Source organism: Sphingomonas sp. CROZ-RG-20F-R02-07, from assembly GCF_022662335.1.
GTDB lineage: Bacteria > Pseudomonadota > Alphaproteobacteria > Sphingomonadales > Sphingomonadaceae > Sphingomonas.
Genome location: NZ_JAKNQJ010000001.1, coordinates 112700 through 129108, shown reverse-complemented (window position 1 = coordinate 129108; position 16409 = coordinate 112700). Strand labels below are relative to the sequence as shown.

General features: G+C 68.4%; 15 protein-coding genes. 9 read left to right on the top strand and 6 right to left on the bottom strand.

Going from position 1 to position 16409, the window contains the following annotated elements; all coding sequences use genetic code 11:
- The first annotated feature begins 40 nt into the window (after positions 1–40).
- Complete coding sequence (locus L8H00_RS00535) at positions 41–571, top strand: superoxide dismutase family protein (protein WP_242095270.1); 531 nt, start codon at positions 41–43, stop codon at positions 569–571.
- Here L8H00_RS00535 and L8H00_RS00530 read toward each other — a convergent pair.
- The 3 genes from L8H00_RS00530 to L8H00_RS00520 form a co-directional block, all read right to left on the bottom strand.
- A complete protein-coding gene (locus L8H00_RS00530; RefSeq protein WP_242095269.1) occupies positions 568–2124 on the bottom strand; it encodes an MFS transporter in 1557 nt (518 codons plus the stop codon). The two genes, L8H00_RS00535 and L8H00_RS00530, sit on opposite strands and share 4 nt — an antisense overlap.
- A 63-nt stretch (positions 2125–2187) precedes the next feature.
- A complete protein-coding gene (locus tag L8H00_RS00525) occupies positions 2188–2907 on the bottom strand; it encodes a hypothetical protein (protein WP_242095268.1) in 720 nt (239 codons plus the stop codon).
- On the bottom strand, positions 2904–4136 hold the full coding sequence (locus L8H00_RS00520) for a TIGR04063 family PEP-CTERM/XrtA system glycosyltransferase (RefSeq protein WP_242095267.1): 1233 nt from the start codon (positions 4134–4136) through the stop codon (positions 2904–2906). Before L8H00_RS00520 ends, L8H00_RS00525 begins: the two co-directional genes overlap by 4 nt.
- Before the next feature lie 90 nt (positions 4137–4226).
- Between L8H00_RS00520 and L8H00_RS00515 the strand changes: the two genes are divergently transcribed.
- Genes L8H00_RS00515 through L8H00_RS00505 form a run of 3 tightly spaced genes read left to right on the top strand, consistent with a single transcriptional unit; the run spans position 4227 to position 6770 of the window.
- A complete protein-coding gene (locus L8H00_RS00515) occupies positions 4227–4364 on the top strand; it encodes a hypothetical protein (RefSeq protein WP_242095266.1) in 138 nt (45 codons plus the stop codon).
- Positions 4357–5703, top strand: a complete 1347-nt coding sequence (locus L8H00_RS00510; RefSeq protein WP_242095265.1) for a putative O-glycosylation ligase, exosortase A system-associated — start codon at positions 4357–4359, stop codon at positions 5701–5703. Before L8H00_RS00515 ends, L8H00_RS00510 begins: the two co-directional genes overlap by 8 nt.
- Complete coding sequence (locus L8H00_RS00505; RefSeq protein WP_242095264.1) at positions 5700–6770, top strand: acyltransferase; 1071 nt, start codon at positions 5700–5702, stop codon at positions 6768–6770. Before L8H00_RS00510 ends, L8H00_RS00505 begins: the two co-directional genes overlap by 4 nt.
- On the opposite strand, the gene L8H00_RS00500 is transcribed toward L8H00_RS00505, so the two are convergent.
- On the bottom strand, positions 6724–7284 hold the full coding sequence (locus tag L8H00_RS00500; RefSeq protein ID WP_242095263.1) for a type 1 glutamine amidotransferase domain-containing protein: 561 nt from the start codon (positions 7282–7284) through the stop codon (positions 6724–6726). The two genes, L8H00_RS00505 and L8H00_RS00500, sit on opposite strands and share 47 nt — an antisense overlap.
- A gap of 110 nt (positions 7285–7394) precedes the next feature.
- On the opposite strand from L8H00_RS00500, the gene L8H00_RS00495 reads away from it, so the two are divergent.
- On the top strand, positions 7395–8399 hold the full coding sequence (locus L8H00_RS00495; protein ID WP_242095262.1) for a DNA topoisomerase IB: 1005 nt from the start codon (positions 7395–7397) through the stop codon (positions 8397–8399).
- 11 nt (positions 8400–8410) lie between these two features.
- A complete protein-coding gene (locus L8H00_RS00490; protein ID WP_242095261.1) occupies positions 8411–9676 on the top strand; it encodes a mechanosensitive ion channel domain-containing protein in 1266 nt (421 codons plus the stop codon).
- A 6-nt stretch (positions 9677–9682) separates the two neighbouring features.
- Here L8H00_RS00490 and putA read toward each other — a convergent pair whose 3' ends face one another.
- The gene (putA, locus tag L8H00_RS00485; protein ID WP_277924222.1) at positions 9683–12748 is read right to left on the bottom strand and encodes a bifunctional proline dehydrogenase/L-glutamate gamma-semialdehyde dehydrogenase PutA; all 3066 of its coding nucleotides are present in this window, start codon (positions 12746–12748) and stop codon (positions 9683–9685) included.
- Positions 12749–12845: 97 nt separating this feature from the next.
- Between putA and L8H00_RS00480 the strand changes: the two genes are divergently transcribed.
- From L8H00_RS00480 to L8H00_RS00470, 3 genes are all read left to right on the top strand, one after another.
- Positions 12846–13304, top strand: a complete 459-nt coding sequence (locus L8H00_RS00480; RefSeq protein ID WP_347340699.1) for a MaoC family dehydratase — start codon at positions 12846–12848, stop codon at positions 13302–13304.
- A 61-nt stretch (positions 13305–13365) separates the two neighbouring features.
- Positions 13366–14541, top strand: a complete 1176-nt coding sequence (locus L8H00_RS00475) for an acetyl-CoA C-acyltransferase (protein ID WP_242095260.1) — start codon at positions 13366–13368, stop codon at positions 14539–14541.
- A 124-nt stretch (positions 14542–14665) separates the two neighbouring features.
- Positions 14666–15148: a pyridoxamine 5'-phosphate oxidase family protein gene (locus L8H00_RS00470; protein ID WP_242095259.1), complete on the top strand. Its 483-nt coding sequence runs from the start codon at positions 14666–14668 to the stop codon at positions 15146–15148.
- Between the two features lie 42 nt (positions 15149–15190).
- On the opposite strand, the gene phaZ is transcribed toward L8H00_RS00470, so the two are convergent.
- Positions 15191–16408, bottom strand: a complete 1218-nt coding sequence (gene phaZ / locus L8H00_RS00465; RefSeq protein ID WP_242095258.1) for a polyhydroxyalkanoate depolymerase — start codon at positions 16406–16408, stop codon at positions 15191–15193.
- Position 16409: the final 1 nt, after the last annotated feature.

Genomic DNA, 16409 nt, shown 5'->3' with positions numbered 1-16409 from the left:
CCTTGCACGACCGGACCGGGGAGCGACGACGATGCGCATGATGACCACCACCGCCTTGCTGGCGATCGCCGCGTTCGGCCTTGCCGGATGCCAGCGCGATTCGATGAGGACCGGCATGCCCGCGCAAGGTGGCGCCACCGCCACCGCGATGCTGATGACCGCCACCGGCGTCCCCGCCGGGCGCGCGACCGCGACCGAGGTGGCAGGCGGCCTGCGCTTCACGATCGACGCGACCGGCCTGCCGCCCGGCACGCACGGCGCGCATATCCACACCACGGGCCTGTGCGACGCGCCTGCCTTCGCGACTGCGGGTGGTCATTGGAACCCGACGGGCATGAAGCATGGCAGCATGAACCCGCAGGGGCCGCATGAGGGCGACCTGCCCAATCTGATCGTCGGTACCGACGGCCGCGGTACGGTGGGCGCGGTGGTGCCCGGCGCGACGATGGCGGGTCTGCTCGACGCGGACGGCGCCGCGATCGTGGTGCATGCCGGGCCCGACGATCTGATGACCGATCCCTCGGGCAACAGCGGGGGGCGGATCGCCTGCGGCGTCTTCCGGGCGAGCTAGATCGCTTCCCCCGCCGCCCGCGCGCGCCCCTCGCGCGTGGTCTCGGCGGCGGGGACGAAGCGGTAGGCGAAGACGCCCGCCAGGATCGTGATCGGCGCGACCGCCAGCAGCGACAGCACGCCGACCGACAGGCTACCCGTCAGCGTGGACATGCGCCCCGCCAGATAGGGCCCGAGCGCAAGACCCAGCAGCGTCGTCCCGATGAAGAACGTGGCGGTCGCGGTGCCGCGCATCCGTGGCAGGACGAGATCCTGCGTGGTGGCCGCCGCGGCGCCGAGCGCGGTGCTGGCGCAGATCGAGGCGCAGAACAGCATCGGGTAGAAGAGCGCGGTGGTGCCCGCGGTGAAGGCGATGCCGACGAAGGGCAACGGCGCGATCGCCCCGAACAGCACGACGAGCAGCCGCCCCGCCGGATTGGTGCGCCGCAGCCGGTCCGCCACCACGCCGCCGATCGTCACGCCGAGAAATCCCGACAGCGCGCCCGATCCGCCGATGAACAGACCTGCGGTGAGCGGCGACGCGCCCAGCTCGCGCAGCGCGAACGGCGCCGCCCAGAAGCTCATGGCATAGGACAGGAACGCGTTGAGGCCATAGGCGACGACGGTGAGCACGAAGGCGGGCGTCGCCACGATCAGCGCGAAGGTCGGCGGATCGCGCCGGCGCAGCGCGCTGCCCCAGGAGAACACCGCATAGACGCCGATCGCGATCGCGATCCATTGCGGATAGGGCTCGCCCGCCGCGTGCAGCCCGAGCACACCGGCGACCACGATCCCCAACGCCAGCAGGTTGATCGCCAGCGCCCTCCCGCCGTCGCGCGCCGCGGCGATCAGCGTCAGCGGCGGCAGGATGGTCGCCAGCTCGGCGAAGAAGGCGCGGAACGGCGCGTCGTGGCGTGCGGGCTCGGGCAGCCCCTCGACCGCGCCGCGGATCGGCTCGCGCAACGTCGAGATCCACAGCGCCAGCAACAGCCCGGGAATGCCGACCGCCAGGAACGCCGCCTGCCAGCCATGGAGACCGAGCGGCCCGCCATGCGGATAGCTGCGATCCCAGCGCTGGACGATGAAGCCGCCGATCCCGAGCGACAGCCCGCCGCCGACATAGAGCCCCGAGGAATAGATCGCGAGCGCCGTGGCGCGCAGGCGTTTGGGAAACCAGTCGGAGATCAGCGAATAGGCCGCCGGGCTGGCGGTCGCCTCGCCGATGCCGACGCCCACACGCGCAAGCGCCAGATGGCCGCCGGTGCGCGACAGGCCCGACAGCGCGGTCATCAGCGACCAGAGCCCGAGCCCGAACGTCATCAGCCGTCCGCGATGCCAATTGTCCGCCAGCCGCCCGAGCGGGATGCCGAACAGCGAATAGAACACGCCGAAGGCGGTGCCGTAGAGAAAGCCGAGATCCTCGTCCTTCAGGTGAAGGTCGCGCTTGATGTCTTCGGCGAGGATCGAGATGATCTGCCGGTCGACGAAGTTCAGCACATAGACGAGGAACAGGATCGCCAGCACGTACCAGGCGTAGCGCGACGCCCGCTGGGGTTGCCCGAAACCGCTCTCCATCACCGACCTCTCCCGTGTCTGTTCGACGGGGGTATCAGAGCATCGGGCGGGTGCGAAGTGGTTTCAGTGTGTCCGGGCGCGGCGGCTGGCGCCCTGTTCGAGCCGGCGGAGCAGCGATTCGATCGTCTGCGGCGGCGCGGGCGCGGGCTTGGATGCGGAGGCGGGCGCGGGGTTCAGCGCGAAGGTTTCGATCCGGGCGATCGGCTTGGCGGCGGGCTTCGGCGCGGCGGGGCGGCCGGTGAGCGGCGCCACCGGGCGCACGGGCGCGCGCGGCTCGGGCGGGATCGCCGCCGGATCGAATGCGGCGAGCGGCTGTTCCAGATCGCGCGGCAAGGACCGTTCGACCGGGGCCACGTCCATCAGCGGCGTGCCGAGTTCGGCGGCCGACACCGGCCGGCGCGGCGGCGCGTCGGGATGCGCGTCGGCGCGGCGCACCGCGGGAACGGCGCGTTGCTTGCTCTCGCTCCGCTGCGCCCGAACGTCCCGCTCGCCCATACGCGTCTGGTCCAACACGCCGCCGGGACCGAAAAGCAGGTAGAGGGCCGACCACAGGATCGCCGCCGTCAGCCCGCCGGCCACCAACGCCAGCACGCCGCGCGCGGTGACGCCCAGCGGCGGCGCGGCGGCGGGCACCAGCGCGGCCACGCCGCTCGCCCACACCGCCCGTTCGAGCAGCGCCGTGGGCATGAACACGCAGGCGAGAACGACGATGGCGCCGCCCACCGCCCCGCCGATGGTGGGGGCATGGGGGCCGAGGCTGTGCAGACGAGGAAACGCGATCATGGTTTTTCCGATGCTGCGGCGTCGATAAGCCACTGGTAAACCGGGGCATAACGAGAAATATTTGACGACCAGTTACGTTCGGCCGCGACGAACGCACACGCCCGGGCGCGACGCGCGTCCCAGCCCGACCGGTCCGCGAACAAGCCGGCGAGCGCCGCGGCGATGGCAGGCGGCGAATCGGGGGCGAACAGGGTGCCCGTCTCGCCATCGCGAATGAGTTCGCGGTGGCCGCCGACGTCCGATGCCGCCACCAGCCGGCCCTGCGCCATCGCCTCCAGCGGTTTCAGCGGCGTGACGAGATCAGTCAGCCGCATCCGCTTGCGCGGATAGGCGAGGATGTCGACCAAGCCGTAATAGCGCTCGACCATCTGGTGCGGCACGCGCCCGACGAAGCGGATTGCGTGAGCCCCCGGCGACGCCGCGGCCTGCGCGCGCAGCGCCACCTCCATGGGGCCGCCGCCGACGAGCAGCAGTCGCGCGGCAGGCCGTGCAGCGATCAATGCGGGCATCGCCGCGATCAGGTCGTCCAGCCCCTCGTAATCGTAGAAGCTGCCGATGAAGCCGACGACATCGGCGCCGTCGAGCCCCAGTTCGGCGGCCAGCGCCGCGTCCCGGGGTGGTGGCGTGCCGAAAAGATCCATGTCGACGCCGTTGGGCGACACCAGGATCTTTTCGACCGGAATGCCCCGCGCGACGAGATCGCCGCGAAGCCCCTCGCAGATCACCGCCACCGCATCCGCCCGCGCCACCGCCCAGCTTTCGAGCGCGCGCGTCGTGCGATAGCGCAGCGAACCCTCCCGCCCCGTCCCGTTGCCGACCGCGGCATCCTCCCAGAAGGCGCGGATCTCGTACATCAGGGGCAGGCACCGACGCCGCGCCACCCACAAAGCCGCCAATGCGTCGAGCACGGGCGAGTGCGCGTGGAGGATGTCGGGCCGGAACGACTCGACCGCCGCATCGATCCGCCGCGCAAAGGCCGCAAGCCCCGCCGCCTCGCCCAACAGCCCGGCAGGCGCCGCGCCGCGGGTGCGATGAAAGGTCAACCCGTCGATCGTCTCGACCAGCGCCCCCCCACCCGCCTCTGCAGCGCCCGGCTGCGCCTGGCGCGGGCCGGTGACGGCGGCGACCTGCCAGCCGCGGGCGATCTGCGCCTTCAGGATCGCGCGCGTGCGAAAGGTGTAACCGCTTTGCAGCGGCAATCCGTGATCGAGGATATGGAGGATGCGCATCGTGGTTTCCGGTTTAGGTCACAAGCGCTTAACGGGCCGTCAACCGAAACCGCGCTAGGGCCCGGCGACACCAGCGGAGCAGCATGCGCCATGATCGACAATCTCGCGCTCGGGCTCAGCCACGGCCTGCTGATGCTGGTCGCCATCCTGCTGCTGCGCCGTCCCGATCTCGATCAGGAAGGCGAACGCCCCTCCGGGATCCGCCGGCGGAGGCCGCCGGGTGCGTGATCTCGCCTTTATCGGCTTTCTGGTCGCGCTGCTCGGCATGGGATTTCGTCGGCCGTTCCTGTTCGTGCTCGCCTATGTCTATATCGACATCGTCTCGCCGCAGCGTCTGACCTATTATCTGCTCAACACGGTGCCGATCTCGCTGATCGCGGTAGGGCTGGCGGTCGGTGGCTGGGCACTGGCGGACGACAAGCGCGACATGCGCGTGGCGCCGCGCCAGGCGCTGATCCTGCTGCTGCTCGTCTATTGCTGGGTGACGACGATCGGCGCGGACTTTCCGATCGAGGCGCTCGATAAATGGGATTGGGTGTGGAAGGCGTTGCTGTTCGCCGCCTTCCTGCCGCTCACGCTGCGTACGCGGCTGCGGATCGAGGCGCTGCTGCTGTTCATGATCCTCGCCGCCTCGTCGATCATCATCGTCGGCGGCATCAAGACGCTGGCGAGCGGCGGTGGCGGATATGGCCAGCTCAACCTGATGGTCGACAACAACAGCGGCCTCTACGAGGGCAGCACGATCTCCACCGTCGCGATCGCGATCATCCCGATCATCGCGTGGCTGATGACGCACGGCACCGTATTCCGCCCGGACTGGCGGGTGAAGGCCTATGGCCTCGCGCTGATCTTCGCGTGCCTGCTGATCCCGATCGGCACCTCGACCCGCACCGGGCTGCTCTGCATCGTGCTGGTGGCGGTGCTGTCGATCCGTGCGGTGAAGAAGAAGGCGCGCTACGTCGCGATGCTCGTCCTGTTGGCGCTCTGCGCGGTGCCGTTCCTGCCATCGGCCTTCACCGAGCGGATGAACACGATCAAGTCGTATCAGGCCGACGAATCCGCCTCCACCCGGCTGGCGGTGTGGCAATGGACCTGGGATTACGCGAAGACTCACCCGTTCGGCGGCGGATTCGAGGCCTATCGCCAGAACCATATCCGCTACGACCTGATCGACACCGGCGGCAAGGCGAGCGGACCGGTCGACAAGACCGAGATGGACAAGGCGCGCGCCTATCACAGCGCCTATTTCGAGATGCTGGGGGAACAGGGCTATCCCGGCCTCCTGCTGTGGCTGGTCATCAATCTCGTCGGCATCGTCCGGATGGAGGTGCTGCGGCGGCGCTATCGATCGGGCGAGGATGATTGGGCGGGGCCCCTCGCCGGCGCGCTGCAGAGCGCGCAGATCGTCTATCTGCTGGGCGCGGGGTTCATCGCGATCGCCTTCCAGCCGTTCATCTACATGCTGATCGGCGCGCAGATCGGGCTCGACACCTATCTCGCGCGCAAGCGCAGCGCGATGCGCTTCCAGCCGATGCAGCGCGCGACCGGCGACCCCATGCCCTCATGAGCCGGGTGCCCGAACTGCGGATGCTCACCGGCGCCCGTGGCATCGCGGCGTGGGGCGTGGTGCTTTTCCACATCCGCCTGTCGGTCGCCGGGCTGCCCGAATCCGTCCGCGCCGTGCTCGGCAAGGGCTATCTGGCGGTCGATTTCTTCTTCCTGCTTTCGGGCTTCGTCATGGCGCTCAGCTGGGGGCCGCGGCTGCATGCCGAGCGCTGGCGCGCCGTGCTGCCGTTCCTGCGCAAGCGGTTCGCGCGCGTCTGGCCGCTGCATGCGGTGATGCTCGGCTATGCGGCCGTGCTGGCGGCGGTGCTGGCGCTGGCGGGGCATGCCGATCCCGCCTTTCCGTTCGCCGCGCTGCCGCGCCACCTGCTGCTCGTCCAGGCATGGGGATGGTCCGATCCGCTGGCGTGGAACGACCCGGCCTGGTCGATCAGCGCGGAGTTCGCCGCCTATCTGCTGTTCCCGCTCTCCGCGATGCTGGTGGACTGGCGCCGCGTGCCGAGCTGGTTGCTCCTCGCCGTCACGGGTGCCGTGCTGATGGCGCTGCATCTGGCCATGGCCGCCATGCCGACGCTCGGCAGCGATATCGCGCGGTTCGGCGTGGTGCGCTGCCTCGCCGAATTCGGCGCGGGCACGCTGCTGTGCGCGCTGTGGCTGCGGCGTCCGATGCGGATCGCGGGCCCGGCCATCGTCGCCGCGTTGGCGCTGGCCGCCTGGGCGATGGGCGCGCCCGAGACGCTCGCCGCCCCCGTGGCGCTCGCCGCTGCGCTCCTCGTGCTGGCGGCGGTGCCCGCGCCGCGGTGGCGGGCGGTCCATTATCTGGGTACGATCAGCTATGCGACCTATCTGTCGCACTTCCTGCTGTGGAAATCGTTCAAGCTGGTGGCGGTGAGCGACGCCGCGCGGGTGAGCGCGCCGCTGATCGCGCTGTACCTGCTGCTGGTGCTGGCGGCATCCGTCGTGCTCCACCATGGGGTGGAGCGCCCCGCGCAGGCCTGGCTCGGCCGGCGCGGGGCGACGCGGATCAATCCACCTCTTCGTCCGCCAGCTCTTCCTCCAGCGCCTCGATGATCGCCTGGTTGAAGGCGGGGATGTCGTCTGGCTTGCGGCTGGTGATGAAATTGCCGTCGACGACCACCTGCTCGTCCACGACCTCGGCGCCGGCATTCTCCAGGTCGGTGCGCACCGACGGCCAGCTCGTCATCCGGCGCCCGTCGACCACATCGGCCTCGATCAGCAGCCACGGCGCATGGCAGATCGCGGCGACGATCTTCTCGTCCTCGGCGAATTCCTGGATGATCTCGACCGCGCGATCCTCCATCCGCATCGTGTCGGGGTTGGAGACGCCGCCCGGCAGCAGCAGCATGTCGTAATCGTCGGTATCGACCGAATCGAGCGTCATGTCCGGCGTGATGCTGTCGGCCTTCTCGCCGGCCTTCTCGCCCTGGATCGGATCGGTCTTGATCGAGGCGAGCGTCACCTTGGCGCCGGCATCGAGCAGCGCCTGACGCGGCTTGAACAGTTCGTCATTCTCGAAACCGTCGGTGGCGAGGATCAGCACGCGGGCTTCGGACAGGTCGGCCATGATATGCTCCTTGGGGTCAGCTCGAAGCGCTCAACCCCGCGCCCCGCCGCCGCGTTCCGGAACGAAGCGCGCGCGCGCGCATTTCTTCAGGCAACCCGAAGGAGCACCGCGTGGCCGCGAGCATCGTATATTGCGACGATTCCAAACCCGGCATCACCCGCCGCAAGCTGCGCGGCCACTGGGCCTATTTCAACCGGCATGGCGAGCGGATCACCGACCGCGAGGAGATCGACCGGCTGAACGCGATCGGCCTGCCCCCCGCCTATGTCGACGCGTGGTTCTGCCCCAAGGCGAACGGCCATATCCAGGCGGTCGGCTGGGATGACAAGGGTCGCAAGCAATATCGCTACCACAATGATTTCCGCGAGGCGCAGGAAGCGGCGAAATACGAGCGCTGCGCCGAATTCGGCCATGCGCTGCCGGCGTTGCGCAAGCACGTGGAGACCGATCTCGCCGGACGCGCGCTGACCAAGGACCGCGCCGTCGCCGCCGTCGTTCGCCTGCTCGACGAAAGCCATATCCGCGTCGGCAACGAGACCTATGCCGACGCGAACGCCAGTTTCGGCGCGACGACGCTGCGCAAGCGTCACGCCGATCTGAAGGGATCGCGGCTGAAGCTCGAATTCAAGGCCAAATCGGGCAAAACCTGCCAATTGACCATGACCGACAAGGCGCTCGTGCGCTTCGTGAAGAAATGCCAGGATCTGCCCGAACAGCATCTGTTCGCCTGGCTGGACGATGCCGGCGTCGCGCACCCCGTCACGTCCTGCGACGTCAACGCCTATATCCGCAAGGCCACCGGCGAGGATTTCACCGCCAAGCATTTCCGCACCTGGGCGGCCAGCGTCACGGCGTTCGAGGCGCTCGCTTCGGCCGAACACGACCTGAGCCTGAAGACCTTGCTCGAACCCGTCACGATGAAGCTCGGCAACACCGCCGCGATCGCGCGAAAAAGCTATGTTCACCCCACGCTCATCGGGCTCGTGAAAGAGGGGCAGGCGAAATTCCGTGACGCCCTGCGCCTGCCGCGTGCCGGGCGCTATCTGAGCCGCAGCGAACGCGGCCTCATCGCCTTTCTCGAACGCGGCAGCGCCGTACTCGAAAAGGCCGCCTGACGAAGGTTACCATGCCCAATTCCTCCGCGGCCGCCGCCCGGCATACGCCGCTGATCCAGCCCGTCGACGTGAAGGGCCAGATCGAGTCGCTGTTCGCCGCCAGCGCCGCATGGCTGCACACCAACTGGCTGCAGATCCTGATCGCCATCGGTGCGGGCACGGCGATCGTCTTCGCGCTGCACGTCCTGCGCCGGCTGGGCAACCGGCTGTGCGCGCAGGATCGCCGCCTCGCCGGCTGGGGTAGCGTGTTCGGTCGCGCGGTCGTGCGCACCAACAATTTCTTCATCGTCATGCTCGCGGCCAAGCTCGTCGCGGGATACGCCGCCACGCCGGGCGAGGTGAACACCACGATCAACTTCCTGTGGACCGTCGCCTCGGTGTTCCAGGCGGCGATCTGGGCGCGCGAGATCATCCTCGGCGCGATCGAGCATCGCACCAAATCGGAACATTATTCGGGCGAGGCGCTGCTGAGCGCGATGGGGCTGATTCGCTTGCTCGTCACCTTCGCGCTGTTTGCCATCGCGTTCATCGTGGTGCTCGACAATCTGGGCGTGAACGTCACCGGGCTCGTCGCGGGCCTGGGCGTCGGCGGCATCGCGATCGGCCTCGCCGCGCAGGGCATCTTCGCCGATCTGTTCGCGGCGCTGGCGATCATCTTCGACCGGCCGTTCCGCCGCGGCGATGCGATCACCTACGACAAGTCGTCGGGCACGGTGGAGGCGATCGGGCTGAAATCCACCCGCATCCGCGCGCCCACCGGCGAGGAGCGGATCATCTCGAACAAGCATCTGCTCGACAAGGAGATCCTCAACAACACCAAGCGCGAATATCGCCGCATCACTTTCACGCTCGGCCTCGTCCAGTGGAGCAGCATCGACACGATGGAGCGGCTGCCGGCGCTGGTGAAGGAGGTGGTCGAGGCGTGCGGCGCCAAGTTCGTCCGCGCCGGCTTCGCCGCGTTCGGCGATTCCAGCTATGATTTCGGCGTCGAGTTCGATTCGCCGAGTGCCGCCTATCAGGATTATTACGACATGCGCCACAAGGTGGGCGTGGCGCTGGTCCGCCGGCTGAACGACGACGGCATCGAACTGGCCTACCCCACGCAGACGGGCTTCACCGCGCGGCCCGAGGGCGGGCTCATCATGCCCTATGCCTCGCTCGAGCCGCTCAGCCGCGCAGTCGCGCAAACCCCCGCCCCGACCGCGCCGCTGCCCCCCTCCACCGATCGGTCGGCGGTGGATCAGGACGGCGGCGAGGGCACCAGCAACCTGGAGTGACGGGGGTCAGATCCCCCCTTCGTCCAGGCTGAGCAAGGTCGCGTTGCCGCCCGCGCTGGTCGTATCGACCGACACCGCGCGTTCGGAGACGAAGCGGAACAGGTAATGCGGGCCGCCCGCCTTGGGCCCGGTGCCCGACAGCCCCTCGCCGCCGAAGGGCTGCGATCCGACCACCGCGCCGATCATCGAGCGGTTGATGTACAGATTGCCCACCGCCGCCTCGGCCTCGGCCAGTTCGGCGGCGCGCGCGATGCGGCTGTGCAGGCCCATGGTGAGGCCGTATCCCTTGGCGTTCACGCGCGCGATCGTCTCGGACAACGCGCCCGCCTTCCACGTCGCGACATGGAGCAGCGGTCCGAACCATTCCTGGTCGAGCGCCTCCACGGCGTCGAGCCGGATCAGCGTCGGCGGCACGAACAGCCCGTCGGCGGGCGCGTCGAGCGTCTTGATCCAGCGGTCGCGCACCGATTCGCGATAGGCCATCAGCCGGTCATAGGCGGCGCGGTCGATCACCGGGCCGACATCGGTCGCGGGATCGCCGGGGGCGCCCAGCCGCAGCGTGTCCATCGCGCCGCCCAGCATCCGGATCACGCCGTCCGCCACATCCTCCTGCACCAGCAGCAGCCGCAGCGCCGAACAACGCTGCCCCGCCGAGCGGAACGACGACGCGATCACGTCCGCCACCACCTGTTCGGGCAGCGCGGTGGAATCGACGATCATCGCGTTGATCCCGCCCGTCTCCGCGATCAGCGGCACGATCGGCCGGGCATCGTCCTCCAGCAGCGTGCGTGCGATCCGGCGCGCGGTCGCGGTGGAGCCGGTGAACGCCACACCCATGATCCGCGGATCGCGGGTGAGCGCAGCGCCCGTCTCGGGGCCTCCGGTCACCAGCACCAGCACGTCGCGCGGGATGCCCGCTTCGTGCGCCAGCCGCACCGCGGCGGCCGCGATTTCCGGGGTTTGCGGCGCGGGCTTGGCCACCACGCTGTTGCCCGTCACCAGCGCGGCCACGGTCTGCCCCAGGAAGATCGCGAGCGGAAAATTCCACGGCGCGATCGTCGCCCAGACGCCGCGACCGTCCAGATGCAGCGTGTTGCGCTCGCCCGTCGGCCCGGGCAGCTCGACCGCGTGCAGCTTCGTGCGCGCCTCGTTCGCATAATAGCGGCAGAAATCGGCGGCCTCGCGCACCTCGCCGATCGCATCGGGGAGGGTCTTGAACGCCTCCGCCACGCAGATCGCCATGAGTTCGTCGCGATTCGCCTCCAGCAGGTCGGCGAGCCGGTCGAGACATGCCGCGCGCTGGTCGACGGGCGTGGCGGACCATGCGGGGAACGCCGCGTGCGCGCGGGCGATGGCGTTGGTTACGTCTCCTTCCGTTCCCAGCCCCTCTTCTGTTCCCCGGCGAAGGCCGGGGTCCAGTTGGGAAGGCTCCCGCGACGACGCGCCGTCCTCCGCCAACGCCCCGCCCCCGACCGGGCCCCGGCCTTCGCCGGGGAACAGCGCCACCGCGCGCACCGTGCGCGCCAGCGTGTCCACGTCGCTCAGGTCGAGCCCCGCCGAATTGCGGTGCCCCGCGCCGAACAGATCCACCGGCAGCGGGATGCTCGGATGGCGCTGGCCGCCTACTGCGGCGATCCGCGCGACGGGGTCGGCGAGGATCTCCGCCTCGGTCAGCCGCGCGTCGGCCAATTGGTGGACGAAGCTGGAATTGGCGCCATTCTCCAGCAGCCGGCGGACGAGATAGGCGAGCAGATCGCGGTGCCCGCCGACCGGGGCATAGACGCGGCAATGATAGCCATTCTCGCGCACCAGCCGCTCGTACAGCCCGTCACCCATGCCGTGCAGCCGCTGGAACTCGAAATCGCGCGAATTGCCCGCCCATTCCATGATCGTGGCGACGGTCAGCGCGTTGTGGCTGGCAAAGGCGGGGCGGATATTCTCCGCATCCAGCATGTCCTTGGCCACCGCCAGATACGACACGTCGGTCGCCGCCTTGCGCGTGAACAGCGGATAATCGGCCAGGCCCTCCACCTGGGTACGCTTGATCTCGCTGTCCCAATAGGCGCCCTTCACCAGCCGCACGTTCATCACCCGGTCGAGCCCGTTGGCCCAGGCGACCACCGGCCGCGCGCGCTTGCCATAGGCCTGCACCGCCATGCCGAAGCCGTCCCAGCCCTTCAGCGCCGGCAGCGCGGCGACCGCGCCGATGATGTCGAGGCTCATCTCCAGCCGCTCGGATTCCTCCGCATCGACGGTGAGCGCGATCCCCTTGGCGGCGGCCTGCACCGCCAGCGCCTCCAGCATGCCGGTCAGCGCGGGCACGCATTCGCTCCACCGCGCCACCTCGTAGCGCGGGTGGAGCGCCGACAGTTTCACCGACACCGAATGGCCTGCCGCCGGATCGCTGCCCACCGCATCGATCGCGCCGACATAGGCGCGGAAATAGCGATCGGCATCGTCATAGGTCCGCGCAGCTTCGCCCAGCATGTCGAAGCTGGCGGTGAAGCCCTTGTTTTCCGGGCGTTTCATTCGGCGCATCGCCTCGTCGATGGTGCGGCCCATCACGAAGATCTCGCCCATCATCTTCATCGCCGCGCCCACTGCCTGACGCACGAACGGCTCGCCCGCGCGCGAGATCAGCCGGGGCAAGGGGCCCTGCGCGCCCTCTCCCACCAGCACGCGCCCGACGACGAGGCCCCAGGTCGCCGAATTGACGAGCTTCGAATTGGAACGCCCCGCATGCGCGCGCCAGTCCGCGTCGCCCAGCTTGTCGGCGATCAACAGGTCCGCGGTCTCGGGATCGGGCACGCGCAGGAACGCCTCGGCGAGGCTGAGCAGCGCGACGCCCTCGGACGAATTCAGCCGATATTCCTGGAGGAACTGGTTGACCCATCCCCTGGACTGCGCGGCACGCAGATCGGCCAGCAGCCCCAGCGCATGGCCCATCACGCGCTCGCGCGAATCAGGGTCGAGCGCGGCCCGCTCGAGCAGCGGTTTTAGAACATCGGGTTCGGCTGCACGATACAGCGACGCCATGGTCTTGCGAGGGTCTGACACAAGGGAGGTGGCCATTTTGGAGGATCCGGTCGGTTGAGGCTTGCGATAGAGGCGGCAAGGTGCCTAGAGCGATCCGAGCGCTTTGCCGCAAAGCGCCGTCGAGGGGAATGCCGTGGCCGATCTGAGCCCAGAGGAAATGCAGAACCGTATCGGACAGGAAACCGTGTCCGACTGGGTCGAGGTGACTCAGGCGATGATCGACACCTTCGCCGAGGCGACGGGCGATCACCAGTTCATCCATGTCGATCCCGAACGCGCCGCGCAGACCCCCTTCGGCGGCACGATCGCGCATGGGTTCCTCACGCTGTCGTTGATGCCGCTGCTGTCGTCGAAAGTGGCCGACGCACCGATGCTCGCGGGCGTGAAGATGGGGGTGAATTATGGCGGCAACAGCGTCCGCTTCCTTCACCCCGTACGCTCCGGCTCGCAGGTGCGCGGCCGCTTCAAGCTCTTGTCTTTCGACGAGAAAAGGCCGGGCCAGTGGCAACAGACGGTGGAATTCACCGTCGAGATCGCCGGCCTGCCCAAGCCCGCGCTGATCGCCGAATGGATCAGCCTGATCTTCGTCTGACCCGATCCCCGCACGCGCGTTTGCGTGCCAACTTCGTCAACTTCGCCCGAGAGGACCCGCCATGCGTTCCGCCGTCATCGTCTCCACCGCACGCACGCCCATCGGCCGCGCCTATCGCGGCGCGTTCAACAACCTGCCCTCGCCCACGCTCGCCAGCCATGCGATCAAGGCCGCGGTGGAGCGCGCCGGGATCGACGGCGCCGAGGTGCAGGACGTGGTGTTCGGCGCCGCGCTCCAGCAGGGCCACCAGGCGAACAACATCGCCCGCACCGCGCTGCTGCGCGCCGGCCTGCCGACGACGGTGTCGGGCATGTCGCTCGATCGCCAATGCGCCTCGGGGCTGATGGCGATCGCCACCGCCGCCAAGGAGATCGTGATCGACCGGATGGACGTCGCGATCGGCGGCGGCGTCGACAGCATCAGCCTCGTCCAGACGCCCCGGATGAACGTCGCGCCCGATCCCGAGCTGGTCGCGATGCACAAGGACATCTACATGCCGATGCTCCAGACCGCCGAGATCGTGGCCGATCGCTACGGCATCACGCGCGAGCAGATGGACGCCTATGGTCTCCAGTCGCAGCAGCGCACCGCGGCGGCGCAGGCGGCGGGCAGGTTCGACGACGAGATCGTCCCCGTCACCGCGACGATGGCCATCGTGAACAAGGAGACCAAGGAGGTCACCCACAAGGAAGTGACGCTCACCAAGGACGAGGGCAATCGCGCCGACACCACGATCGAGGGTCTGAGCGGCCTGAAGACCGTGATCGAGGGCGGCACGATCACCGCGGGCAACGCCTCGCAGCTTTCCGACGGCGCGTCCGCCTCGGTGCTGATGGAGGAAAAGGTCGCCGCCGCACGCGGCCTCACCCCGCTCGGCCGCTATGTCGGCATGGCGGTCGCCGGTACCGCTCCCGACGAGATGGGCATCGGCCCGGTCTTCGCGATCCCCAAGCTGCTCGAGCGCTTCGACCTCAAGATGGACGATATCGGCCTGTGGGAGCTGAACGAAGCCTTTGCTGTCCAGGTGCTCTATTGCCGTGACAAGCTCGGCATTCCCGACGAGCTGCTGAACGTCAATGGCGGCGCGATCTCGATCGGCCATCCCTACGGGATGAGCGGCGCGCGGATGACCGGCCATGCGCTGATCGAGGGCAAGCGCCGTGGCGCCAAATATGTCGTCGTCACGATGTGCGTCGGCGGCGGCATGGGCGCTGCCGGCCTGTTCGAGGTGCTGTGAACTGAGGCTTGCGTGGGCCCGGGCGTTTCGGCGTCCGGGGCTTCGTCGTTCGTCGTCTTGATTTCGGCGGCGCAACCAACCCCGCCTCCGCCCGTTCTCCCGGCAACCAACCAGGAGACCGACGATGGCCGACAAGGATACCCCGCAGGAAGTCGCTGCGAAGTTCATCGCCAAGCTGAAGGACAGCCCGTTCGTGATGATCGGCCTGATGGACGGCGAGCATTCCGAGCCGATGACGGCGCAGATCGACGACGATCGTCCCAACACGCTGTTCTTCTTTTCGGGCAAGGACAACCGCATCGCGGGCGGCGGTCAGGCGATGGCGCAGTTCGTCGGCAAGGGTCACGACTTCTTCGCGTGCATGGCCGGCAATGTCGCGGTCGACAATGATCGCGCGCAGATCGACCGGCTCTGGAACAAGCAGGTCGAGGCCTGGTTTCCGGGCGGCAAGGAGGATCCCAACCTCACGCTGCTCCGCTTCGACATCGACAGCGCGGAACTGTGGGAAACCGACATCTCGCTCGGCGGGCGCGTCAAGATGCTGTTCGGCGGCACGATCCGTTCCGACGAAAGCAGCAGCCACGCCGTGGTCGACAGCCTGGCATAAGCCATCGGTTCGCCGCCCGGCCAGATCGGCCGGGCGGCAAATTCACGCGTTCGCGGCGATCCATTCCTCCACGATCGGCGCGATCGTGTTGCGCCATTTCGAGCCGTTGAAGATGCCGTAATGCCCCGCGCCCGGCGCCATGAAGTAGCGCTTCTTGCCGTCGGGCAACGCAGTCGCCAGCGTCAGCGCCGAACGGGTCTGCCCCAGTCCCGAGATATCGTCGCGCTCACCTTCAATCGCCAGCAGCCCGACGTCGGTGATCGCCGCGGGATCCACCGGGCGACCACGATGCGTCATCGTGCCGTTCGGCAGCGCGTGGCGCTGAAACACCAGATCGATCGTCTGGAGGTAGAATTCCGCGGTCATGTCGCAGACCGAGCGATATTCCTCGTAGAAATCCTTGGTCGTATCCGCGCCCTCGCCATCGCCCTGGACGAGATGTTTGAACATCTCCCAATGCGAGTTCATGTGATTGCCGAGGTTCATCGACATGAAGCCGGCGAGTTGCAGGAAGCCGGGATAGACCTTGCGACCAGCGCCCGCATAACTGGACGGCACGGTGGCGATGACATTCTGTTCGAACCAGGCATAGGGCCGTTCGGTCGCCAGCGTGTTGACCGCGGTGGGGGCCTCGCGCGTGTCGATCGGGCCGCCCATCATCGTCAGCGTGCGGGGCAGACAGGGATGCCCGTCCGCGCTCATCAGCGCCACCGCCGCATAGCAGGGCACCGACGGCTGGCACACCGCGAGCATGTTCGCGCCCGGCCCGATCGCCTCCAGATAGGCGATCAGATAGTCGATGTAGTCGTCGAGATCGAAACGGCCATCGGCAAGCGGCACGCGCTTCGCATCGCGCCAATCGGTGATGTAGACGTCGGCGACGGGCAGCATCCGCTCCACCGTGCCGCGCAGCAGCGTCGCGTAATGGCCCGACATCGGCGCGACGATCAGCAGCTTCGGGCCGCTTTCGACGCCCTCGCGCACGAAGCGCTTGAGCTGGCCGAACGGGCGGCGCAGCACGATCTCCTCACGCACCGGAATGGTACGGCCATCGATCACGGTGCTGTCAAGCCCGAAGGCCGGCTTGCCGCGCGGCGCCGAAGCATGCGCGAACACCTCGAGTGCGGAACCGACCACCGCGCCGCCGCCGAGATAGGCGAACGGGTTGGCCGGGTTCTGGAGCAGGCCCGCAGTATAATCCGCCATCGCGCTGGCGCCGGCCAGCATCGACCGCTGCATTTCATAGATGTCGTAGAGCAAG

Coding starts and splice junctions, on each gene's coding strand:
- L8H00_RS00520 (WP_242095267.1), bottom strand. CDS start 4,136: ATGCGCATCCTCCATATCCTCGATCACGGATTGCCGCTGCAAAGCGGT.
- L8H00_RS00505 (WP_242095264.1), top strand. CDS start 5,700: ATGAGCCGGGTGCCCGAACTGCGGATGCTCACCGGCGCCCGTGGCATC.
- L8H00_RS00535 (WP_242095270.1), top strand. CDS start 41: ATGACCACCACCGCCTTGCTGGCGATCGCCGCGTTCGGCCTTGCCGGA.
- L8H00_RS00525 (WP_242095268.1), bottom strand. CDS start 2,907: ATGATCGCGTTTCCTCGTCTGCACAGCCTCGGCCCCCATGCCCCCACC.
- putA (WP_277924222.1), bottom strand. CDS start 12,748: ATGGCCACCTCCCTTGTGTCAGACCCTCGCAAGACCATGGCGTCGCTG.
- L8H00_RS00530 (WP_242095269.1), bottom strand. CDS start 2,124: ATGGAGAGCGGTTTCGGGCAACCCCAGCGGGCGTCGCGCTACGCCTGG.
- L8H00_RS00470 (WP_242095259.1), top strand. CDS start 14,666: ATGGCCGACAAGGATACCCCGCAGGAAGTCGCTGCGAAGTTCATCGCC.
- L8H00_RS00515 (WP_242095266.1), top strand. CDS start 4,227: ATGATCGACAATCTCGCGCTCGGGCTCAGCCACGGCCTGCTGATGCTG.
- L8H00_RS00475 (WP_242095260.1), top strand. CDS start 13,366: ATGCGTTCCGCCGTCATCGTCTCCACCGCACGCACGCCCATCGGCCGC.
- L8H00_RS00500 (WP_242095263.1), bottom strand. CDS start 7,284: ATGGCCGACCTGTCCGAAGCCCGCGTGCTGATCCTCGCCACCGACGGT.
- L8H00_RS00490 (WP_242095261.1), top strand. CDS start 8,411: ATGCCCAATTCCTCCGCGGCCGCCGCCCGGCATACGCCGCTGATCCAG.